Raw genomic sequence first — 25,592 nt, 5'->3', positions numbered from 1 at the left:
GGCCGCGAGCGACGGCCCGCGTCAGCGCGGAGCGCGCCGGCCGGTCCCGGGGGGCGGCCCGGTCCGGCACGAGTTTGTCCCGCACGAGGGTGGGCAGCCGCGCCCATACAGGCGAAAGGCCCCAGGACGGAGGCCCAGGATGTCCACAAGCACACTCATCGCAGTCATCGCCGCCGGGGTGGTCGTGGTGATCGCCCTCGCCGCGATCATGTGGCTGCTGGCCCGGCGGCGGCACCTGCGCGACCGCTTCGGGCCGGAATACGAGCGCACGGTCGAGGAGAAGGGCGGCGCCCTGGCCGCCGAGCGCGAGCTGCGGGCCCGGGAGGCCCGGCACGACCGGCTCGACATCAAAGAACTCCCTCCGGACCGCCGGCGCCAGTACACCGAGCAGTGGACCGCCGTCCAAGAGCACTTCGTGGACCGCCCGGCGGGCGCCGTCGGCGAGGCGGACGACCTGGTCTCCCGGCTGATGCGGGAGCGCGGGTACCCCACCGAGGGCTATCAGGGAGCGGTGCGCGACCTGTCGGTCGAGCACGGCCGCACGCTGGAGCACTACCGGGCGGCGCACGACGTCAAGACGCGGAGCGTGGACGGCCGGGCGACGACGGAGGAGCTGCGCGGCGCGATGGTGCACTACCGCGCCCTGTTCGACGAACTGCTCACGGATCAGAGGAGCCGATGACATGCAGACGCACGACGAGAACACGCGCGCCGGACACACCCCCCTGAGCACGGAGGACCTCGCGGGCACGGGCGTGGCGGACGGCCGCGGTGCGCCGGTCTACCCCGGCGAGGCGTCCCCGGACACCGGGACGGACGCCGGAACGGACGCCGGAACGGACGCCGGGGCCGAGCGCGGCGCAGGCCTGGCCGGTGAGGACAGCGGCGCAGGCCTGCCCCGCCGGGACGACGAGGGCCTGGCCGCCCAGGACGAGGAGCCCCTGGGGCGGGAGCCCGTGGAACCGGACGCCGGGGACGAGCAGCCGCTGCTCGCCGCCGAGGAAGCCGAGCGCTACCGCACGCAATGGGCCGAGATCCAGGGCCGCTTCGTCGACGACCCCAAGGACGCCGTCACGTCCGCGGACACCCTGGTGGCCGAGGTCATGCAGAACCTCGCCGGGACCTTCGCCGCGCACAAGCAGGACCTGGAAGGCCAGTGGCAGAGCGGGGACCGCGTACCCACCGAGGAGCTGCGGAGGGCGCTCCAGCACTACCGGTCGTTCTTCAACCGGCTGCTGAAGACCTGAGGACCTGGGGACCGCCCCGGGGGCGGCCCACCGGGCGCAGAACGGCGGGGAGCGCGGAAGCTTCGGCTTCCGCGCTCCCCGCCGTTCCGGACGCGGGTGGCGTGGGGGCTACTCCGAGGCGCAGCCGATGCATTCGACGTCGATCTGATCGGCGAGCTCGGTCAGGACGTCGGCGAGTTCGGACACCGTCTCCTCGTCGGCCGGCATCTCGCCCGTCTCGGTGGCGTGCAGCCAGTCCTCGGCCAGCTGCCGCAGCAGCGCGGTGACGTGGTCCGCGGGGATCAGCAGACCGCCGTCGTCCGCGGGAAACAGCGGTATCGAGACCTGGATCATGGGACTCCTCCCGGACGGCTCCTTACCGTCGGCTACCCGCGCTGGGCGAGGACAACCGTCAGCGGCCGCTCGGCCGTGGCCGGGCTCAGCCGCCGTCCGGGCCTTCGCCGGCCGCCAGGGCGGCCAGGACCCGGTCGGGGGTGAGGGGCAGTTCGCGGATGCGGCGGCCGGTCGCCCGGGCGAAGGCGTTGCCGATGGCGGCGGCCGCTCCCACCGTGCCGATCTCGCCGATCCCCTTGCTGCCCATCGGGTCGAGGTGCTTGTCGTGCTCGTCGACCCAGTGCGCCTCGATGTCGGGCACGTCCGCGTGCACCGGCACGTGGTACGAGGCCAGGTCCCGCGCGGTGAAGTCCCCGTGCACCGGGTCCAGCGGGGAGTGCTCGGTGAGCGCCATCCCCAGGCCCATCACCATGCCGCCGACGAACTGGGAGCGGGCCGTCAGCGGGTTGAGGATGCGGCCGGCCGCGAAGACGCCCAGCATGCGCAGCACCCGTACCTCGCCGGAGACCGGGTCGACCGACACCTCGGCGAACTGGGCGCCGAAGGCGTGCCGGGCGTACGGCGAGCGCTGTTTGACGGCCGCCGTGGTGTCGGCGGACGCGCACAGGCCGCCCTCGGGTACCTTCCCGTCGCGCCGCGCGAGTTTCAGCGCGAGGGCGCGGCAGGCCTCGTGCACCGCCCACCCCCAGGACCCGGTGCCGGACGAGCCGCCCGCCACCGACGCCGGGGGCAGGTCCGAGTGTCCGACCACGCTCGCCACCCGGTCGGCGGGCACGCCCAGCGCGTCCGCCGCCACCATGGCCAGGACGGTCCGCGCGCCGGTCCCGATGTCGGTGGCGGCCACCTCCACCCGGTAGCTGCCGTCCGGCAGGGCGTGCGCCAGGGCCTGGCAGGGGGCCAGGTACACCGGGTACGTGGACGCGGCCACGCCCGCACCGGTCAGCAGGCCGTCCCGGGTGCGCGGGCCGCGGGTGTCCGGCCAGCCGAAGCGCCGTGCTCCCTCGCGCAGGCAGGCGACCAGGCCGCGGCTGCTGTACGGGCGCCCGCTGTCCGGTTCGGCGTTGGGCTCGTTGCGCACGCGCAGCTCGACGGGGTCCACGCCCACGGCGTCGGCCAGTTCGTCCATCGCCGATTCCAGCGCGTACATGCCGGGCGTCTCCCCCGGTGCCCGCATCCACGAGGGGGTGGGCACGTCGAGCGGGACGACGCGGTGCGCGGTGAGCAGGCCGGGGGCCGCGTACATGACCCGGGAGGGTACGGCCGCCTGTTCGACGAACTCGCGGATGCGCGAGGTGTGGGTGGTGATCTCGTGCGCGAGGGCCGTGAGGGTGCCGTCGGGCCGCGCCCCCAGGCGCAGCCGGTGCAGGGTGGGGGCGCGGTGGCCCACGACGGCGGGCAGGTGGGCGCGGGGCAGCGCGAGCTTGACGGGCCGGCCGGTGTGCCGGGCCGCCATCACGGCGAGCACGACGTGCGGGCGGGGCGTGCCCTTGCAGCCGAAGCCGCCGCCCACGTGCTCCGAGTGCACGGTGACGCGCTCCTCGGCCAGGCCGAACAGTGAGGCGAGGACGGTGCGCACGAGCCCGGCCCCCTGGCTGGAGTCGTACACGGTCAGCCGTTCCCCGTCGGCGTCCCAGACGGCGGTGGCGGCGTGCGGCTCCATGGGGTGGTTGTGCAGCGGGGGCACCGCGTAGCGGAGGTCGAGGCGGACCGGGGCGGCCTCGTACGCGGCGAGCGCGTCGCCCCGCTCGCGGCGTGCCGGGTAGCCGCCGTTGACCTGCTCGGGCTCGTAGGCGCCGGGGTGGCCTTCGTGCAGACGGACGTCGGGGGCCGCGCCGGCGGTGTCGTACGTGACGGACACGGCCTCGGCGGCGGCGCGGGCGCGCTCGGGGGTGTCGGCGACGGCGAGGGCGACGTACCAGCCGTGGTGGGGTACCCGGTCGTCCTGGAGCAGCCGCAGCTCGCCGTCCTCGGTGGGTCCGAGCCGGGGCGCGTCGGCGGCGGTGAGGACGGCCGCGACCCCGGGCAGCGCCGCGGCGGCGGCCGTGTCCACGCGGACCGTCCGGCCGGCGGCCACGGTGGCCGGCACCGGCCAGGCGTACAGGCAGCCGGGCGGGGTGTGGTCGGCGGCGTAGCGGGCGGCGCCGGTGACCTTCAGCGCGGCTTCCCGCCGAGGGGCGGGCGAGCCGAGCGCGGGGGTGCCTTCCATGGTCCGTCTCCTCTTTCCTGTCGCTCCCCGCCCGGCCGGCGGGGCTCAGTCCCGCGCGGGCCCGGCGAGCCCGGCCAGTACGTGGCGGGCGAGGTTGCCGGCGAGGAGCACCTTGAAGGCGTTGTCGCGCAGCGGGCGGGCCGCCGCGAGTTCGGCGTCCACGGCCGCGCGGACGGCTTCGGCCGTGGGCCGCTCGCCCAGCAGGCGTTCCTCGGCCGCCCGGGCCCGCCAGGGCCGGTGCGCCAGCCCGCCGAAGGCGAGCGCGATCCGTGACACCAGGCCGTCCCGGGTCTCCAGGACCGCGGCCACCGAGGCGAGCGCGAAGGCGTACGAGGCCCGGTCGCGGGCCTTGCGGTACGCGCTGGGCGCGCCGAAGGCTCCGGGCGGCAGCAGGACCGCGGTGACGAGTTCGCCGTGCCGCAGGGTGGTGTCCTGGTCGGGCCGCTCTCCGGGCAGTCGCAGGAAGCCGTCGAGCGGCACCGTGCGGATGCCGTCGGCGCCGGTGACCTCCACCTCGGCGTCCAGTGCGCTCAGCGCCACCGCGAGGTCGGAGGGGTGGGTGGCGACGCAGAGCGGGGAGTGGCCGAGCACGGCGTGTTCGCGGTTGACGCCGTCGAGGGCCGCGCAGCCGCTGCCGGGGTCGCGTTTGTTGCAGGGCTTGGACACGTCCTGGAAGTAGCCGCACCGGGTGCGCTGGAGCAGGTTGCCGCCGGTGGTCGCGGCGTTGCGCAGCTGTCCCGAGGCGCCCGACAGCAGGGCCTGGGCGAGGACCGGGCAGCGGGCCCCGGCGAGGGGGTGTGCGGCGAGGTCGGTGCCGCGGACTCCGGCGCCGACGCGTACGCCGCCCGGGGCGGTGGCCTCGACCCCGGCGGGGAGCAGCCGGGCGACGTCCACGAGGGTGTCGGGGCGGGCGACGCCGAGCTTCATGAGGTCGACGAGGTTGGTGCCGCCGGCCAGGTAGGCGGAGCCGGGCCGGCCGCCGTGGGCCTCGGCCGCCTCGGCGAGGCTCGCGGGGCGGACGTAGCGGAAGGGCTTCACGTGATCACGTCCCGTACGGCGTCGACGATGCGCGGGTAGGCGCCGCAGCGGCACAGGTTGCCGCTGAGGCGCTCGGCGACGGCCTCGCGGGTCGCCTCCGCGCCGTCCGCCGCCAGTTCGGCGAGCATCCCGACGGCCGAGCAGAGCTGGCCGGGCGTGCAGAAGCCGCACTGGAGGGCGTCGCGGGCGACGAACGCCTCCTGGAGGGGGTGCGGGCGCCCGTCCTCGTCGGCGAGGCCCTCGACGGTGGTGACCTGTGCGCCGTCGTGGGCGACGGCGAGCAGCAGGCAGCTGTTGAGGCGCCGGCCGTCGACGAGGACGGTGCACGCCCCGCACTGGCCGTGGTCGCAGCCCTTCTTCGCGCCGGTGAGGTCCAGCCGCTCGCGGAGCGCGTCGAGCAGGGTCGTGCGGTGGTCCAGGTCGAGTGCGTGGCGTTCGCCGTTGACGTGGAGCGTGACCTGCGAGTGCGTGGCCTCCTGGCCGTCCATGACGAAGCGCCTGCCTCTCCTCGCGGTTCCCCCGTCCCCTGGCGTCTAACCGGCTGGGGGTGCGCCGCAACGCTTCGGCGTCCGGTTCCACCCGATCGGGTTCGGACGGCGGAACCTGGGCAGGCGCGGGACGAGGCTGTTGAAAGGAGTCCGCCATGGCTGAGAAGGCCAAGGGCAAGATGGAGCAGGCGAAGGGCAAGGCGAAGGAAACCCTCGGCAAGGTGTCCGGCAACGACCGGATGAAGGCCGAGGGCAAGGTCGACCAGGCCAAGGGCAAGGCTCAGGAAGCCGCGGGCAAGGCCGACCAGAGCGTGCGCGGAGTCGGCGACTCGCTGCGCGGCCGCCGCCACGGCACCTGACCCCTCACGCCCCGTACGAACGTGCCCCCCGGCCGGTCCCGGCCGGGGGGCACGCGCCACATCAGGAGGTGTCCCAGGTGTCGGCCATGGAGCTGGATCCGGGGGCCCGGACCGCGGCGGTGTCCCGTGATCGCCCGGGCGTCGAACGTGGGGCAGCGCCGGGAGACGTGTGACGAGCGCGCCGACCGGCTGTGGCTGGAGCTGATGCACGAGGTACGCGTCTCCCTGACCGCCGTCCAGCTGCTGCTGGCGTTCCTGCTCGCGGTGGCGTTCACGCGTTCGGGCACCTGGGCGGGACGGACCGGCTGCTCTACGTGGTGTGCGGGCTGTGCGGTGTCGGCGCCATGGCGGCGCTGACGGGGCCGGTGGCCCTGCACCGCCTGGTGACGGGGCTGAGGCTGAAGCCGGAGACGGTCGCCTGGGCGTCCCGGCTCGTCACGGCGGGCATGGCCCTGCTGCCGGCGATGACCTCCCTGGGCATCCTGGTGCTGCTGCGCCAGGTCACGGCCCCGGGCACGGCCCTGCTCCTCGACGCGGGGCTGGCTCTGTGGTGCGGGGTGTGCTGGCTGGTCCCGGCCGCCCTGCTGCGGCGCCGTCCCCGCCCGGACACCCGTCCGGCGGCGGTGCCCGAGGCCCGCCGCCGGACGGGTGTCCGGTGAGTCAGCCCCCGAGGGAGCCCCGGGCGACGTGTACGTGGATCGTCTTGCCCGCGGGCGGTCCGTGGTGGTGGCGGATCTCCACGTCGGTGGAGATCCGGTTGACCAGGTGCCAGCCCCAGCCGCCCTCGCCCTGCTGATCGGGCCGGCGGGCCAGCGGCTCCTCGCGGCTGCCGTCCGTGACCTCGATGTCGATCCCGTCGGAGCGCAGCCGCATGTCCAGCGTGCAGCGGCCGCCGGCGTGGCGGACGGCGTTGGTGACGAGTTCGCTGACCACCAGCAGGGCGGCGTCGAGGACCGGTGCCGGGAACGGGTGGCCGCCGCCGGCGGGCGGGTCGAGGAAGGCGCGGGCCGCATGACGGGCGTCGGCGGCGGCGCTCTCCCCGTGCAGGGGCAGGTGGAGCGTCGCCGGGTTCGGGTGGGCCGGATGCGGAGGCATGGAAATCGTCTCCCCGACGTGCCTCGTGTCGTGGTGCGTCGGCGCGTCAGTGGCCGAGGGCGCGTTTCAGCTCGGACTTGTCCATCTTCGAGCGGCCCTCGATGTTCCTCTGCTTGGCCTCGTTGTAGAGCTGCTCCTTGGTGGGGCCCTGCGAACCGCTGTGCGAGCGCTGCCCGCCCCGCTTGGAGGAGGAGGTGTCCTGGGTGGAGGAGCGGCTGGCGGTCTTCGACTCGCCGGAGCGGGCCCGTTCCTTGTTGACCGTCCGCGCCGCGATCTCCTTGGCGCGGTCCGTGCTCTCGCCGCGCTGTTCGGCGCTCTCCTTGATGTGCTCGTACTGGCGTTCTCGCTTGGGGCTGGATCCGCGGGGCATGGCCCCCTCCTCTTCGTGTCGGTATGCGTGGGCGGACCCGGCGGATCCGGGTCCACGCCGTTCGCCTGCCCGGGTGCGGACGGCTCATTCAGCCGCGCTCAGGCCCCCGGCCGTCCCAGCGCGACGGCCGCCACGGACAGGTCCGCGACCAGGCCCGCGAAGGCCGCCGCGCGGTCCCGGGACCGCAGCACCGCCGACGGGTGGACCGTGGCCAGCAGCCGCCCCGGCGCCGCGCCCTCCCCCGGGCCGGCCGGCGGGGGCATCGGCACGAGCTGGCCGCGGCTCTCGCCCACCCGGAACGAGGAGCCCAGCAGGGCCTTGCCGGCGGTGCCTCCCAGCAGCACCAGCACCTCGGGGGCGACCAGCCGCAGTTCCTCCAGGAGCCACGGCCGCTTGAAGTGCTTGACCACATTGGTCAGGTACGCGCCCTCGTCCCCGAGCCCGGCCTCGTCGAGGGCCTCGCGCAGCAGGCGGCCCGCCGGACCCACGAAGGGTTCACCCCGCAGGTCCTCCTGGTCGCCGGGCTGCCCGCCGACGAGCATCAGCCGCGCGCGGGCGGGGCCCGTGCCGAAGACGGTCTGGGTGGCGTTCCGGAAGAGGGGGCACCCCCGGCAGCCGGCGGCGGCCCGCTTCGGGTTCCGCAGGCCTCCCCCCCTCGGGGAGGCAGGGGCGGGCGTCGTACTCCTGTCCGGCGGCCCGGCTCCGGCGGCGGCCCTCACCCGTTCGGCCCCCTCGGGGCCCGCGGCCAGGATGCCCGTGTTCCTGCCCCGGCGAGGTGCCCTGCGTGTTCTGTCCGCCGCACGGGTCACAGTGCGCGACCATACGGACGCCGAGAGCAAGCAGCCCGCAGGTGGAGACACCGAGACAGGAAGAAGGACGGACGTGTCCGGCAGCGAAAGCGAGAACCCCGCAATCCCCTCCCCGGCCGCGACGCCGACCCGCCGCCCCATGACGAACCGGGACTGGTGGCCGAACCAGCTGGACCTGCAGGTTCTCCACCAGCACTCCCCCCGGGCGAACCCGATGGGCGAGGACTTCGACTACGCGAGGGAATTCACGGGCCTGGACGTCGAGGCCCTGAAGCGGGACGTCATCGAGGTCATGACGGCCTCGCAGGACTGGTGGCCCGCCGACTACGGCCACTACGGGCCGCTCTTCATCCGGATGAGCTGGCACGCGGCGGGCACGTACCGGATCGCCGACGGCCGCGGCGGCGGCGGTTCCGGCGCGCAGCGCTTCGCCCCCCTCAACAGCTGGCCGGACAACGCGAGCCTCGACAAGGCGCGCCGCCTGCTGTGGCCGGTCAAGCAGAAGTACGGCCGGAAGGTCTCCTGGGCGGACCTCCTCGTCTTCGCCGGGAACTGCGCCATGGAGTCCATGGGGTTCAGGACGTTCGGCTTCGGGTTCGGCCGGGAGGACATCTGGGAGCCGGAGGAGATCTTCTGGGGCTCCGAGGACACCTGGCTCGGCGACGAGCGCTACAGCGGCGACAGGGAGCTGACCGGCCCGTTCGGTGCCGTGCAGATGGGGCTGATCTACGTCAATCCGGAGGGGCCGAACGGAAACCCGGACCCCGTCGCCGCCGCCAGGGACATCCGGGAGACGTTCGGGCGCATGGCGATGAACGACGAGGAGACCGTCGCCCTGATCGTGGGCGGGCACACGTTCGGCAAGTGCCACGGCGCGGTCGATCCCGAATACGTCGGCCCCGAGCCCGAGGCCGCGCCCATCGAGCAGCAGGGGCTCGGCTGGACGAACTCGTCCGGTACCGGCGTGGGCGTCGACACGATCACCAGCGGCCTGGAGGGCGCCTGGACGACCGAGCCGACGAAGTGGGACAACGGCTACCTGGACAACCTGTTCCGCTACGACTGGGAGCTGACCCGCAGCCCGGCCGGCGCGCAGCAGTGGACGCCGACGGATCCCGCGGCCCGGGACACGGTGCCGGACGCGCACGACCCGGCGCGCCGGCACGCCCCGATGATGCTGACGACGGACCTCGCGCTGAAGGTGGACCCGGTCTACGGCCCGATCGCGAGGAGCTTCCACGAGGACCCGGCCAAGCTCGCGGACGCCTTCGCCCGTGCCTGGTACAAGCTGCTGCACCGCGACATGGGTCCCGTCTCGCGCTACCTCGGCCCGTGGATCCCCGAGCCGCAGCTGTGGCAGGACCCGGTCCCCGCCGTCGACCACGCGCTGGTCGGGGACGCCGAGATCGCCGACCTCAAGGCCCGGGTGCTCGGCTCGGGTCTGTCCGTCTCCCAGCTGGCCGCCACGGCCTGGGCCGCGGCCGCGTCCTTCCGCGGCACCGACATGCGGGGCGGCGCCAACGGCGGCCGGATCCGGCTCGCGCCGCAGAAGGACTGGGAGGCCAATGCCGGGGCCGAGGTGTCGGGGACGGTGGCGGCCCTCGACCGGATCCGGCAGGACTTCAACGCCGCGCAGAGCGGCGGGAAGAAGGTGTCCCTCGCCGACCTGATCGTCCTGGGCGGCTGCGCGGCCGTCGAGAAGGCGGCCAAGGACGCCGGGCACCCGGTGACGGTGCCGTTCGCGGCGGGGCGTACCGACGCCTCCCAGGAGCAGACCGACGTGGAGTCGTTCGCCGTGCTCGAACCCAGGGCGGACGGGTTCCGCAACTACCTCCGGGCGGGAGAGAAGCTGTCGCCGGAGACGCTCCTGCTGGACCGGGCCAACATGCTGACGCTGACCGCACCGGAGATGACGGTGCTGACGGGCGGCATGCGGGCGCTGGACGCCGGCTTCCGGGGCGCCCGGCACGGCGTCCTCACCGACCGGCCGCAGGCGCTGACCACCGACTTCTTCGTGAACCTGCTGGACATGGCGACGGAGTGGACGGCCTCGGCCACGGACGAGAACGTGTTCGAGGGGCGGGACCGCGCCACGGGCAAGGTCAGGTGGACGGCGACGGCGGTCGACCTCGTCTTCGGCTCGCACTCCCAGCTGCGGGCCCTGTGCGAGGTGTACGCGTCACAGGACGCGGGCGAGAAGTTCGTGCGCGACTTCGTGGCGGCGTGGGACAAGGTGATGACCCTGGACCGCTTCGACCTCGCGTGACCCGGCCCGGCCGGCCCCCCGCGGGCCGGCCGGTGGGCACGCCCCCGGCGGGCGGCGCATCCTGGGAGGAGGACCCCGCGTGCCTTACCGAACCCCTTGGGGGACGTCATGGAACTGGGTTTCCTCAAACCGCTCTTCTCCCGCCCCGGCCCCTGGGCCTCCGTGTACGAGGAAGGCAGCCGCGCGACGGAGGACGCGCAGCGGATCCGGGCCCTGCGGGAGCGGGCCGTCGCCGCACAGCTGATCGACGCGGGCGCCGACGCCTACACCGTCCGGGCCGTGGTGAACCGGCTCCTCGGGGAGCCGGTCAGCGGGGCGCCGCCCGGCCGGGCGCTGTTCGCCTCGGGCGCCGAGGTCCTGCTGGACGTGCCGCTGGCGAAGGCGCCGGCGGCCACCGAGGCGACCTGGACCGTGCTGCCGCACATCGCCCCGTTGGCCGGGCTGCGCGGGGAGGAGCCGGCCTGCCTGGTGGCGTACCTCGACCGCGCGGGCGCCGATCTGGAACTGCGCGAGGGCACCCGCCGTACGGCCCTGGGCCGGGTGCGGGGCAGCGGGGAGCAGGACCGGGGGCACCGGGGCGTACCGACGGACCGGTACGAGTGGCACTACCGGAACCGGGCCGAGAACGCCTGGCACGAGACGGCCGGGGCCGTCGCCGCCGAGCTGTCCCGGCAGTGGCACGGGAGCGGCGCCGGGCTGCTGGTGCTGGCCGGCGACGCCCGGGAGCGGCGGGCCGTCCACGGCCGGCTGCCGGAACCGATGCGGGCGGTGGCCGTCGAGGCAGATGGCGGCGGGCGCTCGCCGGGCGCCTCCCGCGAGGTCCTCGAACGGGAGATCGCGCGGGTGCGCGAGGGCTTCGCGCGCGAGCGGCTGGAAGCCGCCCTGGAACGGTTCCGCGCGGGCCGGGGCCGGCCCGGCGAGCACCGGGAGTCCACCGTGGACACCGGACCGGGCCAGGCCGCCGAGGGCATGCCGGCGGTGGTGGACGCGGTCCGCAGCCACCAGGTGGCGACGCTGCTGCTCGGGCCGGAGGGCTCCGACGCGGGGCGGGAGGTGTGGATCGGGCCCGGCGTGGACGAGGTCGCGGTGCAGCGCGGCCAGGCCCGGGCGATGGGCGTCGGCAAGCCGGTACGGGCCCGCGCGGACGACGCGCTGCTGCGCTCCGCGGCGGCGGCCGGCTGCGAGGTCCTCGTCGTCCCGGCGGGCATGCCGGGACCGGCGGGCGGGGTGGGGGCGGTGCTGCGCTGGACGGTGTGACGACCGCGGGGGCCACCCGCCGCCGGCCGGCAGCGGGTGGCCCTGTGGTGTGTGGTCGGCTCGGGTCGGGGGCTAGGGGGCCATCTCGTAGGCCCCGGACAGCGCCTCGACGCGCTGCCAGATCCGCGCCGCGCGGGCCTCGTCGACGACCGGACGGCGTACGGCGCCCAGCGCCCAGGCCTGCTGCGCTTCGGTGGCGGAGTCCTTGCCGTGCAGTTCGACGGCGTGGCCGGAGAAGTCGCGGACGAGGACGGAGAACAGCTCGTCGAGGACGTCCGGGTCCAGGTCCGTCAGGCGGGCCTGTTCCAGGATCAGCTGGGCGTGCACGACCAGGGCGAAGAGCTGGCCGACGGAGAGGAGGAAGTCGAGGTCGCGGCTCTGCTCCTCGTCGGGGGCGGTGGTGGCGACGAACTCGCACAGGGCGTCGGCCTGTTCGCGGAACCGGGCCACGTTCGCCACGTCGGCGTACGCGTCGAAGGCGGGCCGCCAGTCGTGGAAGCGTACGGAGCCCAGGCCGCGGGCCGGGCCCTGCCGGAAGAGGAAGTCGTCGTCGGCCGCGTCGAGGCGGGTGGGCACGGCCGGGTAGTCGACCGGCTCCAGCAGGTGGTTGCGCATGAACTTGAGGATCAGCGCGAGGTTGACGTGGACGGTGCCCTCGAGCTTGGGCAGGCTGCGGATCTCGACCGCCGCCTCGGCGAAGTAGGTGTCCTTCTCGAAGCCCTTGGCCGCGATGACATCCCACATGAGGTCGATGACCTTCTCGCCCTCGGTGGTCACCTTCATCTTCGTCATCGGGTTGAAGAGGAGGTAGCGGCGGTCGTCGGGGCCGGCGGAGCGGAAGTAGTCGACGGCGCGGTCACTGAACAGCTTCATGCCGACGAGGCGGACGTAGGCGTCGGCCAGTTCGCGCCGCACGTGCGGGAAGGCGGTGACAGGGCGGCCGTAGAGGATGCGGTTCTGGGCGTGGGTGACGGCCTCGTACATCGCGTGCTCGCAGATGCCGATGGAGGCGGTGCAGAGGTTGAACTTGCCGACGTTGACGGTGTTGAGGGCGGCGTCGAAGGCGGCGCGTCCGGTGTGCAGGACGTCGGCGGCGGCCACCGGGTAGTCCTCCAGGCGGAACTCGCTGACGTACTTGGAGGAGTCGACGACGTTGCGCACCAGGTGGTAGGCCGGGTGGCGGCTGTCGGCGGCGAAGAAGACGTACCCGTCCGGGCCCTCGACGTCGGTGCGGCGGCCGAAGACGGAGACCAGGCCGGCGGCGTTGCCGTTGCCGATGTAGTACTTGGAGCCGCTCGCGCGGAAGCCGCCGTCGGCGGACGGCTCCAGCAGCATGTCGGTGGAGTAGATGTCGGCGCCGTGGGTCCGCTCGGACAGGCCGAACGCGAACACCTCTCCCTGGGTGAGGAGTTCGGCGGCGCGGGCGCGGGCGTCGGCGTTCTGGCTCTGCCAGACCGGGCCGAGGCCGAGGATGGTGACCTGCCAGGCGTACCAGTAGTCCAGGCCGTAGAAGCCGAGGATCTCGTTGAGGGCGGCGATCCGGGCGGTGTCCCAGCGCTGGTCCTCCCGTCCGGCGGCGGATGCCGGGGTCAGGAAGGTGGCGAACAGGCCCTCCTTGGCGGCGAAGGCGAGGAACTCCCCGAGCCAGGCGCGGGAGCGGTAGTCCTCGATCAGCTTGCGCTTGCCGCGCTCCTCGAACCAGTCGACGGTGGCGCGCAGCAGGCGGCGGGTCTCGGGGTCGAAGTGCGCGGGGTCGTAGGTGCGCGGGTTGAAGAGCAGGGCGTCGGCCATGAGGGGTCGCCTTCCGTGGTGTGGATGGTGGGTGCCGCGTGTGTCAGGCGCCGAGGCGGCGGAGGGTGGCGAGGACGTCGTCGAGCCAGGCGATCGTCATCCGCTCGTAGGCGATGCCGCCGCGCAGTACGGCGTGCTGGAGCTCCTGCCCGGCGTCGAGCGGGGCGGGGGCCTCGGGGCCGGTGAAGTCGCGCAGCTCCCCGGCGAGGTAGTGCGCGAGCCGTTCACCGTGCACCCGGTGGTGCCGTTCGACCTCGCGGATCAGCGCGGCCGGGTCGTCGAAGGCGGCCCCGCGGATCTTGACGGCGAGGTCGTGGCGCATGCTCTCGGGCTCGATCGGCTCGTGCAGCCAGCGCGAGAGCGCCGCCCGGCCGGGCCCGGCGACGGAGTACTCCTTCTTGTCCGGCCGCCCCTGCTGCGCCACCGCGCGGGCGGTGAGCAGCCCGTCGCGCTCCATACGGCCCAGGACGCGGTAGATCTGCTGGTGGGTGGCGGTCCAGAAGTAGCCGATGGACCGGTCGAACCGGCGGGCCAGTTCGTATCCGGAGCCGGGCATCTCCAGCAGGGAGACGAGGATCGCGTGGTCGAGCGCCATGCCCCCGATCCTCTTATGCAACTCGTTGCATAGACAAGTCCCGGGCCCCGGGTGAGACGCGGCTCACCCGCCGGCGCGAGGGCCTGGACCCCGAGCGGCTCGCCCGGCGGGCGGTCCCGCCGCGGTCCGGGAGCTGATGGTGCACCGGATCGAGGAGTACGCCCGCCACTGCGGGCACGCCGACCTGCTGCGCGAGTGCGTGGACGGCCGGGTCGGCCAGTAGTCAGCGGGCCCGCGCGGCCAGGGAGTTCAGCAGGGCCGCGCCCCGCTCCGCGTCCCCGACGCTGACGGCGAAGTCGGCGCCCCTGCGGGGGTGGACGACCAGGCACTCGCCCGCCCGGAGCATCACCGTCGTCCCCTTGCCGCCGAGCCGGTACCCCCAGCCGCCCACCTGGGCGGGGGTCCGGTGCTCCGCGTACGCCGACTCGATGTCCTCGGCCCGCCAGCGGCGGACCGGCAGGCCCAACGGGCCGAAGGCCACTTCGAGGCCCCGGTCGCTGACGCGCACCCGTACGGAGGAGCAGGCCAGGACGGCGAGCGACGCGAACGCCAGGGGGGCCATGAGCGCCCACGGCGGGGCGACCAGGCCCGCGACGGCCGCCAGGGCGGCGGCGAGCGCGCCCGCCCCGGTCAGGGCCGCGAGGGCCAGCAGCCAGGGGTTCGCCGTGCGGGAGAGCCATACGAGGGTCTCGCCGGCCGGTATCTCCATGCCCGGCGCACCACCCGCCGGCCGGGCCGCCGGGGTGGAACCGTTCCGGGTCGCCGCCCGGGCGGCAAGGCCCGCGACCGCGGCCGCCACCGTGGCCGTCACGGCCACCGCGAGGTTCACCGAGCCCGCCCGGTGCCAGTCCGTGCGGTCCAGGTTCGCCCGGACCACCCCGGCCTGCGCGCCGACGAGGAAGACGGCCCCCGCCGCCAGCGTGGCGTGCGCCGCCGCGCTCCCGCGCGGGCGGACGAGGCCGAGGGCGAGGACGGCGAGGGCCACCCAGACGAGGGCCGGCAGGACCGCCGCGGCCCACAGCGGCATCGAGCCGTCCGGGCCGCCCGAGTCCCCGCTCCAGTGGGTCGCGAGCCGGTCCGGCAGCCGGCCGCTCGCCGCCCAGGGCAGGGCGACGAGCACAGCGGACGGCCCCGCCACCCACATCGCGCCGCTCCCCCACCGGCCCCTCCCGTTCACACCCTTCACGGCAACCCCCTGATCATTTCGATGAGATCGCTCCTGCTGTACCCGGAGTGCGCGGCCTCCGCGACGAGTTCGCGCACCCGGTCGAGCAGCGCCGACCGCAGGTCCGCCCCGGCGGCCACGCTCACGCCCCGCCCGCGCCGGAACTCCAGCACGCCCTCGTCGCGCAGGGCCCGCAGGCCGCGCAGGACCGTGTTGGTGTTGACCCCCAACGCCAGGGACAGGTCCCGTGCGGAGGGCAGGCGGTCCCCCGGGCCGCACTCGCCGTCGGCGATGGCGCGCCGGACCGCGCCGGCCACCTGCTCGTGCAGCGGCCGGCCGTCCGCGGTGTTCAGTCTCAGCAGCATGGTGCCATTGACAGTAGCACCATTGGCTTCAAACACTCTGGCCGCCGGGTCCCCGGCCGCGTCAGAATGCCGGCATGACGAAACCCCCCGCCGCCCCCTGCGCCCCCTCGGGCCCCTCCGTCCGCGTCGAACGCGACGGGCCCGTGACGACCGTGGTGCTGTCGCGGCCCGGCGCCCGCAACGCCGTGGACGGGCCGACCGCCACCCTGCTGGCCGACGCGTTCCGGGCGTTCGAGGCCGACGAGGGTGCCTCGGTCGCGGTGCTGTGGGGCGAGGGCGGGACGTTCTGCGCGGGCGCCGACCTCAAGGCCGTCGGCACCGGCCGCGGGAACCGGGTGGCGCCCGACGGCGACGGCCCGATGGGACCGACGCGGCTGCGGCTGACCAAGCCGGTCATCGCGGCCGTCGCCGGACACGCCGTCGCCGGAGGCCTGGAACTCGCCCTGTGGTGCGACCTGCGCGTGGCGGAGGAGGACGCGGTCTTCGGGGTGTTCTGCCGGCGCTGGGGGGTGCCGCTGATCGACGGGGGCACGGTCCGGCTGCCGCGGCTGATCGGCGAGAGCCGGGCGATGGACCTCATCCTGACGGGCCGCCCGGTGCCCGCGGCCGAGGCCTACGCGATGGGGCTCGCCAACCGCCTCGTACCGTCGGGGCGGTCCCGGGAGGCGGCGCAGGAACTGGCCCGGGAGATCGCCGCGTTCCCCCAGCTGTGCCTGCGCCACGACCGGCTGTCCGTACGGGAGCAGCACGGCCTGCCCGAGCCCGAGGCGCTGGCGGCCGAACTGCGGCACGGCATGGTCCCGCTGGAGGCGGGCGAGACCGGCGCGGGGGCGGCGCGCTTCGCGTCCGGGGCGGGCCGGCACGGCTCCTTCACCGGCTGACCCCGGACCCCAGGCGCACGGCGGTCTCCGCCAGGAGGGCGTGGACGAAGGCCCGCGGGCCGGCGGAGGTCACTCCCTGCCTCCCCCGCCGCTGCCGGGCAGGAACTCCTGGACCTTGGCCTTCAGTCCCTGGCGCAGGACGGCGCCACGGTCGCTGTCGCCGTGCAGGACGGCGCCGGCGGTGGCCTTGATCTGGTCCCAGGTGGCGTGCGGCGGGATGGGCGGCACGGCGGGGTCGGTGCGGAAGTCGATGACGTACGGGCGGTCCGCGGCCAGCGCCCGCCGCCAGGCCGGCACCACGTCCTCGGGCTTCTCCACCCGCTCCCCGCCGAGGCCGAAGTGGGCGGCGACGGCGGCGTAGGGGACGTCCGGGAGCGACTGCGAGGCTTCGAACTGCGGGGCGCCCTGCATGGCCCGCATCTCCCAGGTGACCTGGTTGAGGTCCCGGTTGTTGAGGACCGCGACGACGAGGCGGGGGTCGCTCCACTCCCGGTGGTACTTGGCGGCGGTGATGAGTTCCGCGAGCCCGTTCATCTGCATCGCGCCGTCGCCGACGAGGGCGATGGCCGGGCGGCCGGGGTGGGCGAACTTCGCGCCGATCGCGTACGGCACCCCGGGGCCCATCGTGGCGAGGGTGCCGGACAGCGAGCCGCGCATGCCGTCGCGGAACCGCAGGTGGCGCGCGTACCAGTTGGCGGCGGAACCGGAGTCCGCGGTGAGCATCGCGTCGCCGGGCAGCAGTCCGTCCAGCGCGTGGACCACGTACTCGGGGTTGACCGGGTCCGCGGGGACCCGTGCGCGCCGCTCCATGACCTCCCACCAGCGTTCGGCGCCCTGCCGGATCGACTCGCGCCAGGCTCCGTCGGTGCGCCGCTCCAGCAGCGGGACGAGCCGGCGCAGGGTCTCGGCGGCGTCGCCGACGAGGTTGAGCTCGAAGGGGTAGCGCAGGCCCACCAGGGCGGGTTCGATGTCGATCTGCACGGCGCGGGCCTGGCCGAACTCCGGCAGGAACTGCGTGTAGGGGAAGCTGGAGCCGATCACGAGCAGGGTGTCGCAGTCGCGCATCATCTCGTACGAGGGCCGGGTGCCGAGCAGTCCGATGGAGCCGGTGACGTACGGCAGGGTGTCGGGCAGCGCGTCCTTGCCGAGCAGCGCCTTGGCCACGCCGGCGCCGAGCCGGCCGGCGACCTCCTCGACCTCGGCGCGGGCGTTGCGCGCGCCCTGTCCGATGAGGATCGCGGGCCTCTCCCCGGCGTTGAGGATCTCGGCCGCCCGGGCTACGGCCTCGTCGGAGGGAACGGGGGCGTAGGTGCCGGTGCCCAGGCTGGAGGGCACCTGCTTGAACTCGTGGGCGGGGGGCGTGTATTCGAGTTCCTGCACGTCGGCGGGGATGATCAGCGCGGTGGGCGCCCGCCGGGCGGCGGCGATGCGCATGGCCCGGTCCAGGACGTTGGGCAGCTGTTCGGGGACGGTGACCATCTCGCAGAAGTCGGAGGCCACGTCCTTGTAGAGGGACAGCAGGTCGACTTCCTGCTGGTAGGCGCCGCCCATGGCGCTGCGGTCCGTCTGCCCGACGATCGCCACCACCGGCACGTGGTCGAGCTTCGCGTCGTACAGGCCGTTCAGGAGGTGGATGGCGCCGGGGCCGGAGGTGGCCGCGCAGACCCCGGTGCGGCCGGAGAACTTGGCGTAGCCGACGGCCTGGAAGGCGGACATCTCCTCGTGGCGGGCCTGGATGAAGCGCGGCCGGTCCCCGGCCCTCCCCCAGGCGGCGAGGATGCCGTTGATGCCGTCCCCGGGGTAGGCGAAGACGTGCTCGACACCCCATTCCCGCAAGCGCCGCAACAAGTGGTCGGCGACCTTCATCGTGCTGCTCCCTCCACGTCGGGTTCGCCCCCCGTCGACCGGCGCCTGCCCGCGACAACCTGGCCCATTCGTGCCGTGGACGGCCCGGGCCGGGTCTTTGCCGGCCTTTGCGCCGCCTTACGGCCATACGGGCGGGCCCGGCGTGTGACGCCCGCCGCTCCGGCCCGCCACCCGTAGGTTTCGCAGCACGGACGCCCCCGCGGGGGCGCGGAACGTGTGCGGGAGTGGGTGACCGGCGATGACCGGGAAGCGGACGATCACGGTGTTCGGCGCGACCGGGCAGCAGGGGGGTGCCCTGGCCCGGTCCGTCCTGGAGGACCGGGACGGCGACTTCGCCGTACGCGCCGTTACGCGCCACCCGGACTCGGACCGGGCGCGGGAGCTGGAGCGGCTCGGGGCGGAGGTGGTGGCGGCCGACCTGGACGACGAGGCGAGCCTGGGGCCCGCGCTCGAAGGGGCGTACGGGGCGTACCTGGTGACCAACTTCTGGGAGGACATGGACGCCGCGCACGAGAAGCGGCAGGCGGCGGCCCTGGCCCGGGCGGCCGGCCACGCGGGCGTGCAGCACGCGATCTGGTCCACCCTGGAGGACACCCGCCACTGCATCCCGGTCGACGACGCCCGGATGCCGACGCTCCAGGGGCAGTACAAGGTGCCGCACTTCGACGGCAAGGCGGAGGCGGACCAGTACTTCCTCGACGCGGGCGTGCCCGTCACCTTCCTGCGGACCACGTTCTACTGGGAGAACCTGCTGGGCGCCTTCGCGCCGCAGCGGGCGCAGGACGGCAGCCTGGAGCTGGTCTTCCCGATGGGCGAGAAGCGGCTCTCCGGCATCGCCGTCGACGACATCGGCAAGACCGCGCACGCCGTCTTCAAGGGCGGCGCGGACTTCGTCGCCGCCACCATCAGCATCGCGGGCGAACACCTGCGGCTCGCGGACATGGCCGCGGCCATGACCGAGTCCCTGGGCCGGCCGGTCCACTACCGGCCCCTGACCCCGGACGCCTTCCGGGCGCTCGGCTTCCCCGGTGCCGAAGAGGCCGGCAACATGTTCCAGTTCTACGCGGACTGCGAGGCCTCCTTCACCGGCGCCCGGGACCTGGACGCCGTCCGCCGCATCAACCCGGCCCTCCAGGACTTCGCCACCTGGCTGGCCGCCCACCACGACCGGTTCTGACCGTGCCGCCCGCCCTGCCGGGGGGTTTGCGGCCCTCGCGGCGGGACAGGCGCGGGGCATGGCACCACACCCCCGGCACACCCCCCGTACCGTGGTCGTCACCGGCGCCAGCGCCGGCATCGGGCGGGCCTGCGCCCTCGCGTTCGCCGCGCGCGGCGACCGGCTCGCCCTGATCGCCCGGGGCCGCGCCGGGCTGCGGGCGGCCGGGCGGGAGGCCGAGCCGGCCGGAGCGGCCAAGGTGATCACCCTGGAGGCCGACGTAGCGGACCCGGACGCCGTCGAGACGGCGGCCGGACGGGCGGAGGCGGAACTGGGGCCCGTCGACGTCTGGGTCAACGACGCCTTCACCTCGGTGTTCGCGCCGTTCACGGAGATCACCCCGGAGGAGTTCCGGCGGGTGACCGAGGTGACCTACCTCGGCTACGTGTACGCCACGCGCGCGGCGCTCAAGCGGATGCTGCCCCGCGACCGGGGGACGGTCGTACAGGTCGGCTCCGCCATCGCCTACCGGGGGATCCCGCTGCAGAGCGCCTACAGCGGGGCCAAGCACGCGCTGCAGGGCTGGCACGAGGCGCTGCGCTGCGAGCTGCCGGCCTCCGGGACGCGGGTGCGCACGACGATGGTGCAGATGCCCGCGGTGAACACGCCGCAGTCCGACCGGGTCCGTTCGCGGCTGCCGATGCGCGCGCAGCCGGTACCGCCGGTCTACCAGCCGGAGGTCGCGGCCCGGGCGGTGCTCTTCGCGGCCGACCATCCGCGGCGGCGCGAGTACTGGGTGGGCGGCAGCACGGCCGCCACCCTGATCGCGAACGCGCTGGCGCCCGGTCTGCTGGACCGCTACCTGGCGCGGACCGGCCTGTCCGCGCAGCAGACCGGTGAACGCCGCCGGTCCGACTCCCCCGGCAACCTGTTCGTTCCGCTCGACGCGGAGCGCGACTTCGGCGCGCACGGGCGTTTCGACGGGAAGGCCCGTGCCCGCAGCGCGCAGCAGTGGGCCGCCCACCGGATGGGGGCCCTGTCCTCGGGCGTGGCCCGGGCCTGGCGGCGCCGCGCGGTTTGTGCCCCGGCCACGGGGGAACGCGCCGACCGAGCGGCAGCGCACTCCCCTCCCCCGCAGGTGCCGGGCCGGTGACGGCACCGGGCCCGGTGCGCGGGGCCGCAGCGGAAGGAAGGCGAGCACCATGGGCTGGGCTTCGTGGACGACCCGATCCGTCGTCGCGGGACGGGGCGGCGTACGGACGACGGGAGCGGGCGTGCTGACCGGCGAGCTGGAGGTCCGCACCGACTGGTCCGACGGCCTCGCGTACGTGGCCGTCCGCCCGCGCGGCGGTTCCGCCTGGCACACGGTGGCGGGAAGTCCGGTCCCGTGCCCGAACGGGTACGCCAGCAGGCGCCTGCACGACAGCTTCCTGGACTCGGTCCGCGGGCGGGGCGCCACCACCCTGGCGGACGTCCGGCCGCCCGTCGGAGCCGGCCGCGCCCGGGAGCGTGCCGCAGGCCGGCCCGTCCTGAGCGAAACCTGACAAAACGCGGCCCCGACGTCAGCGAGCCTCTTACCCGCTCCGCCCGGCTCCGCGCCAGGATGGGGCCCCGCGGGCCGTCGTCCGCGCGGGTGAGGGAAAGGGGAACGTATTGATCACCATGGACGTCGAGTACCGCGGCACCACCGTCCTGGTCAGCGCCGGAGGAGAGCTCGACGAGGAGTCGGGCCGGGTCCTGCGGCAGGCGCTGGAGCACGTCACTCCCGGCGAGCGGGTCCTCATGGTCGATCTGCACGGGGTCCCGGTCATGACCGCGGGCGGTCTGCTGCACCTCCTGGACCTGCACCGGCGCGCGGAGGACCGGGGCCTGAGGGTCCTGGTCGTCGGCTGGCAGCCACGTCCCCGGGAGCTGATGGCGCGGATCGCGGGCCTGCCCGGCCCCGCGTCGGCCACCGCCGACCGGTACGCGATGCCGGGCTTTCGCCGGCTGCTCGCGGAACGCGCGCAGCCCGCGCGCGCGTTCACGGATTCCGGCCCGGGCCGGGTGCCGGCCGGCGGGTGAACCGTCCCCGGCCGGCCCGCGCGGCCGCCGGGTGAGGGGCGGCCGGCGGCCGTTCGCATCGTGGCCGCCCTGCGTTCCACATACTGGGCGCCGTAGTGGCGGATCTTGCCGCCCTTCCGTGGAAACAGCAGGTCAGAGCCGTACGCATGCGGTGTCAGGTGGCGCAATACTGCGGCAACACCACCCGGGGGGCTCTCCCGGTACGTTCCTTGCCATGCCAGCCGAACCCGCCCCCGCCGCCCGCCCGGTCGCCGCCGCGCGCCGTCGACGGCTGCGTGCGGACCAGGCCCGGCAGCTCGCCGACCTGCTGCGCCACCAGATCCTGGCGGGCGGCTTCCCGGGCGGGGTGCTGCCCCTGGAGGACGTCATCGCCGCCGACTACCGGGCCAGCCGCAACACCGTCCGCCAAGCCCTGGACCTGCTGCGCGGCGAGCAGCTGGTCGCCCGGCAGCCCGGGGTGGGCACGGTGGTGGTGTGCGAGAAGTACCCGCACGGACTGGACCGCCTCCAGGGCCTGGCCGAGACCCTGCACGAGCACGGCCGGGTCACCAACGAGGTCCGTACCGTCGGGCCCGTGACCGCCCCCGGCCCGGTCGCCCACCGGCTGGGCCTGCCCGAGCACACCGACGTGCTCTGTATCGAGCGGCTGCGCCGGCTGAACGGACTGCCGCTGTCCCTGGACCTGTCCTACCTGCCCATGGACGTGGGCGGTGAGCTGCTCGGCTGCGACCTGGAGAACACGGACGTGTTCCGGCTCCTGGAGGCGCTGACCGGCGGCCCGCTGGGCCACGCGGAGATCACGCTGGAGGCCGTCAACGCCGACGCGCACTCCGCCGCCGTGCTCCAGGCTCCGCGCGGGACCGCCGTGCTGATGCTGGAGCGGCTGACGTGCCTGCCCGACGGGCGGCCGGTGGACCTGGAGTTCATCCGCTTCCGCGGTGACCGCATCACCATGAGCGGCGTGCTGCGCCGCTCCCTCTGAGCACCTCCCCCTTCCGCCCCTCCCCCGTTCCCCGCCTGCGCGCGGGCCCTTGGAGAAGCCATGCCCCTCGTCCCCCAGCGCGGCGACGTGCCCGTGACCATCGACGAGTCCAAGTGCATCGACGGCTGCACGCTCTGCGTCGACATGTGTCCGCTCGACTCGCTCGCGATCCGCGAGGACAACGGCAAGGCGTACATGCACGTCGACGAGTGCTGGTACTGCGGCCCGTGCGCGGCACGCTGTCCCACCGGCGCGGTCACCGTCAACATGCCCTACCTGCTCCGATGAAAGGCCCGGCCCCGATGAGCCGCAGATCCCTCCGCAGATCCCTGCGCACCGCCGTCCCGCTCTCCCTGCTCCTCCCCCTGGCCGCCGCCTGCGGCGGCGCCGACGGGGGCGGTGGCGGCGCGGCGGGCGGCAGCCCGTCGAAGACGGTCACCGTGACCGTCGGCTACCAGTCCAAGACCATCAACACGGTCACCGCCGGCACCCTGCTGCGCTCCCTCGGCTACTTCGAGGAGGAGCTGGCGGCCCGCGGGAAGAAGGAGGGGGTGGCGTACAGGGTCGACTGGCAGGACTACGCGACGGGCGCCCCCATCACCGCGCAGATGACGGCCGGCAAGATCGACATCGGTTCGATGGGCGACTTCCCGCTGCTCCTCAACGCCGTCCGGGGCAAGGAGCTGAAGCAGCCGACCTCGCTGGTCTCCGTCACCGGCTACAACCTGCGCGGCGGCCTCAACACCGTGGTGACCGCCCCGGACTCGAAGCTGGAGTCGCTGGCCGACCTGCGCGGCAAGAAGGTGTCCACGAGCGTGGGATCGGCCGCCGACGGGACCCTCGTACGGGCCCTCCAGCGCGCCGGGATCGACCCCGACAAGGGCGTCCAGAAGCTCAACCAGCAGCCCAGCGTGGGCGCTTCGGCCCTCCAGGCCGGCAGCGCGGACGCCCTCTCCCAGTTCGTGGCCTGGCCGGGCCAGCTGGCCTTCGAGGGCCGGGCGAAAGCCCTGTACGACGGGGCCGAGCTGAACCTGCCCACCTTTCACGGGGTCACCGTCCGGCAGAGGTTCGCCGGTGAACGGCCGGGCGTCGTCGACGACTTCCTCAAAGCGCAGCGCCGCGCGACCGACTACCTGCGCGAGCGGCCGGTGGCGGCCGCCGAGTCGGTCGCCAAGGAGACCGGGCTGCCGGCCGAGGTGGTCTACCTCTACAACGGTGCGAACGGCATCGCCACCTTCGACCCGGAGCTCCGCCCCGAGCTGATCGCCGCGTTGAAGGAGGACGTGCCGGTGCTCAAGGGCGCCGGGCTGGTGGGCGACGTCGACGTCGACGCCTTCGTCGACCCGGCGCCGCTGAAGCGGGCTGTTCAGGGGCCCGGGTACCCGAAGGCGGGCGCCGCGAGGTCCGAGCTGTGGCTCAGGGGCCAGGCCACCACCGCCTCCTTCGACAGCCCCAAGGAGCTGCTGAAGGCCGCCAAGGGGGCCGACGTACGGGCCGCGTACGTACCGGACGCGGTGACCGGCACCCTGTGGTTCGCCGACAAGGCGGTGTGGGTCGCGGACGGCGCCGAGCCGCGCGCCTTCGTCACCGCGGCCGGCGCCACGGCGTACGTCGGGCAGCACCCGGGCGCCCGCGTCATCGGCTACCAGGACGCCGTGGGCCTGGCCTCATGAGCCCGGGCCGCTGGCTGCTGCGGGGGGCCTCGCTGGCCGCGGCCCTCGGGCTGTGGCAGCTGCTGACCTCGCTGGACGTGAACCTGTGGCTGCGCTTCGAGCAGTTCCCGACGGTCGGCGAGGTGGCCTCCGCCTTCGCCGACCGGGTCGGCACCGGAGCGTACTGGCAGGACCTGGGGCACAGCCTGCGCCGGATCGGGGTGGGCTTCGTGCTGGCCGCCGTGCTCGGGGTGGCGGTCGGCACGGCCGTGGCCCGCTCCCGGTGGGCGGCCGACCTGCTGGGCCCGCTGGTGGAGGTGGTGCGCCCGGTACCCGCCATCGCCCTGGTGCCGGTCGCCATCCTGCTGCTGCCGACCAACGAGCAGGGCATCGTGTTCATCACCTTCGCCGCCGCCTTCTTCCCGGTGGCCGTCTCGACCCGGCACGCGGTCCGCGCCCTCACCCCCGTCTGGGAGGAGGCCGTGCTGACCATGGGCGGCGGACGGGCGCGGGTGCTGTTCTCGGTGGTGCTGCCCGGGGCCCTGCCCGGCATCTTCGGCGGCCTGTCGGTGGGCATCGGCGTCTCGTGGATCTGTGTGATCTCCGCCGAGATGATCTCGGGCGAGTACGGGGTCGGCTACCGCACCTGGCAGGACTACACGGTCGTCGACTACCCCGCGGTGTTCGTCGGCATGACCACCATCGGCGCCCTCGGCTGGCTCACCTCCACCGCGGTCGAGCTGCTCGGCCGCCGCGCCACCGCCTGGCTGCCCCGCCCGGCCGCACGCACCGGCGGCCGCGCGGCAGCGCCCCCCACCGCCGTTCCCCGGAAGGAGCCGGTCGCATGAGCACCACCGCCCCGCCCGTCGCCCCGCCCGCCCGGGCCGGCACCGAACTCGCCCTGGAGGACGTACGGCTCGGGCATCCGGGCGGCGCGGCCCTGCCGGGCACCGTCACCCTGCGGGTCGCCCCGGGCGAGCTGCTGGCCGTGGTCGGGCCCTCCGGCTGCGGGAAGTCCACCCTGCTGCGCACCCTCGCCGGGCTGCTGCCCGCGCTCGACGGGCGGGTCACGCAGGGCGGCGAACCCGTGACCCGGCCCGCCTCCGACCGGGCGCTCGTCTTCCAGCACGACGCGCTGCTGCCCTGGCGCAGCGTCCGCGCCAACGTGGAACTGCCCCTGGCCATCCGGCGGGTGCCCCGCGCCGAACGACGCCGGTCGGCGGCCGAGTGGCTGGAGCGGGTCGGGCTGGCCGAGCACGCCCACAAGCTGCCGCACCAGCTCTCCGGCGGGCAGCGCCAGCGCGTCCAGCTGGCCCGCGCGCTGGCCGGCCGGCCGCGGGCGGTCCTGATGGACGAGCCCTTCGGCGCGCTGGACGCCCGCACCCGCGCCGAGATGCAGGACCTGCTGGTGGACATCCTCGCGGGCACCGGAGCGACCGTCGTCTTCGTCACCCACGACGTGGACGAGGCGCTGCACCTCGGCGACCGGGTGGCCCTGCTCGGCTCCGGGCGGGTGCTGGACGTGCCGCACCCGCGCCGGCGCGACGCGCAGCACGCGCCCGGCACGGCCGAACTGCGGCGCAGCATCCTCGAATTCCTCTGAAAGG

The 25,592-nt window shown here is 74.7% G+C and carries 27 protein-coding genes and 2 pseudogenes; 17 read left to right on the top strand and 12 right to left on the bottom strand.

Features of this window, described 5'->3' with window-relative positions; genetic code table 11:
• Window positions 1-139 precede the first annotated feature (139 nt).
• Together ABD973_RS32160 and ABD973_RS32155 are read left to right on the top strand one after the other, a co-directional pair.
• Window positions 140-682, top strand: a complete 543-nt coding sequence (locus ABD973_RS32160) for a hypothetical protein (protein ID WP_345503705.1) — start codon at window positions 140-142, stop codon at window positions 680-682.
• A gap of 1 nt (window position 683) precedes the next feature.
• Complete coding sequence (locus ABD973_RS32155) at window positions 684-1,247, top strand: hypothetical protein (RefSeq protein WP_345503703.1); 564 nt, start codon at window positions 684-686, stop codon at window positions 1,245-1,247.
• A 108-nt stretch (window positions 1,248-1,355) separates the two neighbouring features.
• On the opposite strand, the gene ABD973_RS32150 is transcribed toward ABD973_RS32155, so the two are convergent.
• The 4 genes from ABD973_RS32150 to ABD973_RS32135 form a co-directional block, all read right to left on the bottom strand.
• Entirely contained in the window at window positions 1,356-1,580 is a 225-nt protein-coding gene (locus ABD973_RS32150; RefSeq protein ID WP_007262097.1) for a DUF6213 family protein, read from the bottom strand.
• A gap of 85 nt (window positions 1,581-1,665) precedes the next feature.
• On the bottom strand, window positions 1,666-3,786 hold the full coding sequence (locus ABD973_RS32145) for a xanthine dehydrogenase family protein molybdopterin-binding subunit (protein WP_125819892.1): 2,121 nt from the start codon (window positions 3,784-3,786) through the stop codon (window positions 1,666-1,668).
• Between the two features lie 45 nt (window positions 3,787-3,831).
• A complete protein-coding gene (locus ABD973_RS32140) occupies window positions 3,832-4,824 on the bottom strand; it encodes an FAD binding domain-containing protein (protein ID WP_125819893.1) in 993 nt (330 codons plus the stop codon).
• Entirely contained in the window at window positions 4,821-5,312 is a 492-nt protein-coding gene (locus ABD973_RS32135; RefSeq protein WP_125819894.1) for a (2Fe-2S)-binding protein, read from the bottom strand. Before ABD973_RS32135 ends, ABD973_RS32140 begins: the two co-directional genes overlap by 4 nt.
• 155 nt (window positions 5,313-5,467) lie before the next feature.
• On the opposite strand from ABD973_RS32135, the gene ABD973_RS32130 reads away from it, so the two are divergent.
• A complete protein-coding gene (locus ABD973_RS32130; RefSeq protein WP_125819895.1) occupies window positions 5,468-5,671 on the top strand; it encodes a CsbD family protein in 204 nt (67 codons plus the stop codon).
• 204 nt (window positions 5,672-5,875) lie between these two features.
• Window positions 5,876-6,330: pseudogene (locus tag ABD973_RS32120) on the top strand (DUF6328 family protein).
• A gap of 1 nt (window position 6,331) precedes the next feature.
• On the opposite strand, the gene ABD973_RS32115 reads toward ABD973_RS32120, so the two are convergent.
• The 3 genes from ABD973_RS32115 to ABD973_RS32105 all read right to left on the bottom strand — a co-directional run bounded on the left by ABD973_RS32115 (window position 6,332) and on the right by ABD973_RS32105 (window position 7,855).
• Complete coding sequence (locus tag ABD973_RS32115) at window positions 6,332-6,766, bottom strand: ATP-binding protein (RefSeq protein WP_125819896.1); 435 nt, start codon at window positions 6,764-6,766, stop codon at window positions 6,332-6,334.
• Window positions 6,767-6,812: 46 nt separating this feature from the next.
• Window positions 6,813-7,136 carry a plasmid stabilization protein gene (locus ABD973_RS32110; protein WP_125819897.1) on the bottom strand — a complete coding sequence of 108 codons (324 nt, stop codon included), beginning with the start codon at window positions 7,134-7,136 and terminating at the stop codon, window positions 6,813-6,815.
• A gap of 98 nt (window positions 7,137-7,234) precedes the next feature.
• Window positions 7,235-7,855 carry a uracil-DNA glycosylase family protein gene (locus ABD973_RS32105; protein ID WP_386381922.1) on the bottom strand — a complete coding sequence of 207 codons (621 nt, stop codon included), beginning with the start codon at window positions 7,853-7,855 and terminating at the stop codon, window positions 7,235-7,237.
• A gap of 163 nt (window positions 7,856-8,018) precedes the next feature.
• Between ABD973_RS32105 and katG the strand changes: the two genes are divergently transcribed.
• Window positions 8,019-10,211, top strand: coding sequence for a catalase/peroxidase HPI (gene katG, locus ABD973_RS32100; protein ID WP_345503692.1), 2,193 nt, complete (start codon window positions 8,019-8,021; stop codon window positions 10,209-10,211).
• A 108-nt stretch (window positions 10,212-10,319) separates the two neighbouring features.
• On the top strand, window positions 10,320-11,468 hold the full coding sequence (locus ABD973_RS32095; protein WP_345503690.1) for a baeRF2 domain-containing protein: 1,149 nt from the start codon (window positions 10,320-10,322) through the stop codon (window positions 11,466-11,468).
• 72 nt (window positions 11,469-11,540) lie between these two features.
• Here ABD973_RS32095 and ABD973_RS32090 read toward each other — a convergent pair whose 3' ends face one another.
• Window positions 11,541-13,259: an acyl-CoA dehydrogenase family protein gene (locus tag ABD973_RS32090; RefSeq protein WP_345503688.1), complete on the bottom strand. Its 1,719-nt coding sequence runs from the start codon at window positions 13,257-13,259 to the stop codon at window positions 11,541-11,543.
• Between the two features lie 43 nt (window positions 13,260-13,302).
• On the bottom strand, window positions 13,303-13,854 hold the full coding sequence (locus tag ABD973_RS32085) for a PadR family transcriptional regulator (protein ID WP_125819902.1): 552 nt from the start codon (window positions 13,852-13,854) through the stop codon (window positions 13,303-13,305).
• Window positions 13,855-13,912: 58 nt separating this feature from the next.
• Here ABD973_RS32085 and ABD973_RS32080 point away from each other — a divergent pair.
• Window positions 13,913-14,077 (top strand): annotated as a pseudogene (locus ABD973_RS32080) (mycothiol transferase); the annotation flags it as partial.
• Here ABD973_RS32080 and ABD973_RS32075 read toward each other — a convergent pair.
• Window positions 14,078-14,998: an SdpI family protein gene (locus ABD973_RS32075; protein ID WP_345503686.1), complete on the bottom strand. Its 921-nt coding sequence runs from the start codon at window positions 14,996-14,998 to the stop codon at window positions 14,078-14,080.
• Window positions 14,999-15,036: 38 nt separating this feature from the next.
• A complete protein-coding gene (locus tag ABD973_RS32070) occupies window positions 15,037-15,384 on the bottom strand; it encodes a GntR family transcriptional regulator (RefSeq protein WP_125819903.1) in 348 nt (115 codons plus the stop codon).
• Window positions 15,385-15,458: 74 nt separating this feature from the next.
• On the opposite strand from ABD973_RS32070, the gene ABD973_RS32065 reads away from it, so the two are divergent.
• Window positions 15,459-16,265: a crotonase/enoyl-CoA hydratase family protein gene (locus ABD973_RS32065; protein WP_125819904.1), complete on the top strand. Its 807-nt coding sequence runs from the start codon at window positions 15,459-15,461 to the stop codon at window positions 16,263-16,265.
• A gap of 69 nt (window positions 16,266-16,334) precedes the next feature.
• Here ABD973_RS32065 and ABD973_RS32060 read toward each other — a convergent pair whose 3' ends face one another.
• The gene (locus ABD973_RS32060) at window positions 16,335-18,131 is read right to left on the bottom strand and encodes a thiamine pyrophosphate-requiring protein (RefSeq protein ID WP_345503683.1); all 1,797 of its coding nucleotides are present in this window, start codon (window positions 18,129-18,131) and stop codon (window positions 16,335-16,337) included.
• A 238-nt stretch (window positions 18,132-18,369) separates the two neighbouring features.
• Here ABD973_RS32060 and ABD973_RS32055 point away from each other — a divergent pair, with 238 nt between their 5' ends.
• The 9 genes from ABD973_RS32055 (at window position 18,370) to ABD973_RS32015 (ending at window position 25,588) form a co-directional block, all read left to right on the top strand.
• Window positions 18,370-19,308 carry an NmrA/HSCARG family protein gene (locus ABD973_RS32055; RefSeq protein ID WP_125819906.1) on the top strand — a complete coding sequence of 313 codons (939 nt, stop codon included), beginning with the start codon at window positions 18,370-18,372 and terminating at the stop codon, window positions 19,306-19,308.
• Between the two features lie 58 nt (window positions 19,309-19,366).
• Window positions 19,367-20,440, top strand: coding sequence for an SDR family oxidoreductase (locus ABD973_RS32050; protein WP_345503680.1), 1,074 nt, complete (start codon window positions 19,367-19,369; stop codon window positions 20,438-20,440).
• Window positions 20,441-20,489: 49 nt separating this feature from the next.
• A complete protein-coding gene (locus ABD973_RS32045) occupies window positions 20,490-20,831 on the top strand; it encodes a hypothetical protein (RefSeq protein ID WP_345503678.1) in 342 nt (113 codons plus the stop codon).
• A gap of 118 nt (window positions 20,832-20,949) precedes the next feature.
• On the top strand, window positions 20,950-21,351 hold the full coding sequence (locus ABD973_RS32040; RefSeq protein ID WP_241253522.1) for an STAS domain-containing protein: 402 nt from the start codon (window positions 20,950-20,952) through the stop codon (window positions 21,349-21,351).
• 214 nt (window positions 21,352-21,565) lie between these two features.
• Entirely contained in the window at window positions 21,566-22,333 is a 768-nt protein-coding gene (locus ABD973_RS32035) for a GntR family transcriptional regulator (protein WP_125819909.1), read from the top strand.
• A 60-nt stretch (window positions 22,334-22,393) separates the two neighbouring features.
• The gene (locus ABD973_RS32030; protein WP_125594968.1) at window positions 22,394-22,621 is read left to right on the top strand and encodes a 4Fe-4S dicluster domain-containing protein; all 228 of its coding nucleotides are present in this window, start codon (window positions 22,394-22,396) and stop codon (window positions 22,619-22,621) included.
• 14 nt (window positions 22,622-22,635) lie between these two features.
• On the top strand, window positions 22,636-24,006 hold the full coding sequence (locus ABD973_RS32025) for an ABC transporter substrate-binding protein (RefSeq protein WP_345503674.1): 1,371 nt from the start codon (window positions 22,636-22,638) through the stop codon (window positions 24,004-24,006).
• Entirely contained in the window at window positions 24,003-24,833 is an 831-nt protein-coding gene (locus tag ABD973_RS32020) for an ABC transporter permease (protein WP_125819911.1), read from the top strand. The genes ABD973_RS32025 and ABD973_RS32020 overlap by 4 nt, the downstream gene beginning before the upstream one ends.
• The gene (locus ABD973_RS32015; RefSeq protein WP_125819912.1) at window positions 24,830-25,588 is read left to right on the top strand and encodes an ABC transporter ATP-binding protein; all 759 of its coding nucleotides are present in this window, start codon (window positions 24,830-24,832) and stop codon (window positions 25,586-25,588) included. The genes ABD973_RS32020 and ABD973_RS32015 overlap by 4 nt, the downstream gene beginning before the upstream one ends.
• Window positions 25,589-25,592: the final 4 nt, after the last annotated feature.

Origin of the sequence: Streptomyces racemochromogenes, from assembly GCF_039535215.1 — a bacterium.
Taxonomy (GTDB): domain Bacteria; phylum Actinomycetota; class Actinomycetes; order Streptomycetales; family Streptomycetaceae; genus Streptomyces; species Streptomyces racemochromogenes.
The sequence above is the reverse complement of the archived record's forward strand: the minus strand, read 5'-3'. Positions and strand labels throughout refer to the sequence as shown.

Bases quoted from the DNA above. Each gene is read 5' to 3' on its own strand.
- ABD973_RS32160 (WP_345503705.1), top strand. From the start codon at position 140: ATGTCCACAAGCACACTCATCGCAGTCATCGCCGCCGGGGTGGTCGTG.
- ABD973_RS32155 (WP_345503703.1), top strand. From the start codon at position 684: ATGCAGACGCACGACGAGAACACGCGCGCCGGACACACCCCCCTGAGC.
- ABD973_RS32150 (WP_007262097.1), bottom strand. From the start codon at position 1,580: ATGATCCAGGTCTCGATACCGCTGTTTCCCGCGGACGACGGCGGTCTG.
- ABD973_RS32145 (WP_125819892.1), bottom strand. From the start codon at position 3,786: ATGGAAGGCACCCCCGCGCTCGGCTCGCCCGCCCCTCGGCGGGAAGCC.
- ABD973_RS32135 (WP_125819894.1), bottom strand. From the start codon at position 5,312: ATGGACGGCCAGGAGGCCACGCACTCGCAGGTCACGCTCCACGTCAAC.
- ABD973_RS32130 (WP_125819895.1), top strand. From the start codon at position 5,468: ATGGCTGAGAAGGCCAAGGGCAAGATGGAGCAGGCGAAGGGCAAGGCG.
- ABD973_RS32115 (WP_125819896.1), bottom strand. From the start codon at position 6,766: ATGCCTCCGCATCCGGCCCACCCGAACCCGGCGACGCTCCACCTGCCC.
- ABD973_RS32110 (WP_125819897.1), bottom strand. From the start codon at position 7,136: ATGCCCCGCGGATCCAGCCCCAAGCGAGAACGCCAGTACGAGCACATC.
- ABD973_RS32095 (WP_345503690.1), top strand. From the start codon at position 10,320: ATGGAACTGGGTTTCCTCAAACCGCTCTTCTCCCGCCCCGGCCCCTGG.
- ABD973_RS32090 (WP_345503688.1), bottom strand. From the start codon at position 13,259: ATGGCCGACGCCCTGCTCTTCAACCCGCGCACCTACGACCCCGCGCAC.
- ABD973_RS32085 (WP_125819902.1), bottom strand. From the start codon at position 13,854: ATGGCGCTCGACCACGCGATCCTCGTCTCCCTGCTGGAGATGCCCGGC.
- ABD973_RS32075 (WP_345503686.1), bottom strand. From the start codon at position 14,998: ATGTGGGTGGCGGGGCCGTCCGCTGTGCTCGTCGCCCTGCCCTGGGCG.
- ABD973_RS32070 (WP_125819903.1), bottom strand. From the start codon at position 15,384: ATGCTGCTGAGACTGAACACCGCGGACGGCCGGCCGCTGCACGAGCAG.
- ABD973_RS32065 (WP_125819904.1), top strand. From the start codon at position 15,459: ATGACGAAACCCCCCGCCGCCCCCTGCGCCCCCTCGGGCCCCTCCGTC.
- ABD973_RS32060 (WP_345503683.1), bottom strand. From the start codon at position 18,131: ATGAAGGTCGCCGACCACTTGTTGCGGCGCTTGCGGGAATGGGGTGTC.
- ABD973_RS32055 (WP_125819906.1), top strand. From the start codon at position 18,370: ATGACCGGGAAGCGGACGATCACGGTGTTCGGCGCGACCGGGCAGCAG.
- ABD973_RS32050 (WP_345503680.1), top strand. From the start codon at position 19,367: ATGGCACCACACCCCCGGCACACCCCCCGTACCGTGGTCGTCACCGGC.
- ABD973_RS32045 (WP_345503678.1), top strand. From the start codon at position 20,490: ATGGGCTGGGCTTCGTGGACGACCCGATCCGTCGTCGCGGGACGGGGC.
- ABD973_RS32040 (WP_241253522.1), top strand. From the start codon at position 20,950: ATGGACGTCGAGTACCGCGGCACCACCGTCCTGGTCAGCGCCGGAGGA.
- ABD973_RS32035 (WP_125819909.1), top strand. From the start codon at position 21,566: ATGCCAGCCGAACCCGCCCCCGCCGCCCGCCCGGTCGCCGCCGCGCGC.
- ABD973_RS32030 (WP_125594968.1), top strand. From the start codon at position 22,394: ATGCCCCTCGTCCCCCAGCGCGGCGACGTGCCCGTGACCATCGACGAG.
- ABD973_RS32025 (WP_345503674.1), top strand. From the start codon at position 22,636: ATGAGCCGCAGATCCCTCCGCAGATCCCTGCGCACCGCCGTCCCGCTC.
- ABD973_RS32020 (WP_125819911.1), top strand. From the start codon at position 24,003: ATGAGCCCGGGCCGCTGGCTGCTGCGGGGGGCCTCGCTGGCCGCGGCC.
- ABD973_RS32015 (WP_125819912.1), top strand. From the start codon at position 24,830: ATGAGCACCACCGCCCCGCCCGTCGCCCCGCCCGCCCGGGCCGGCACC.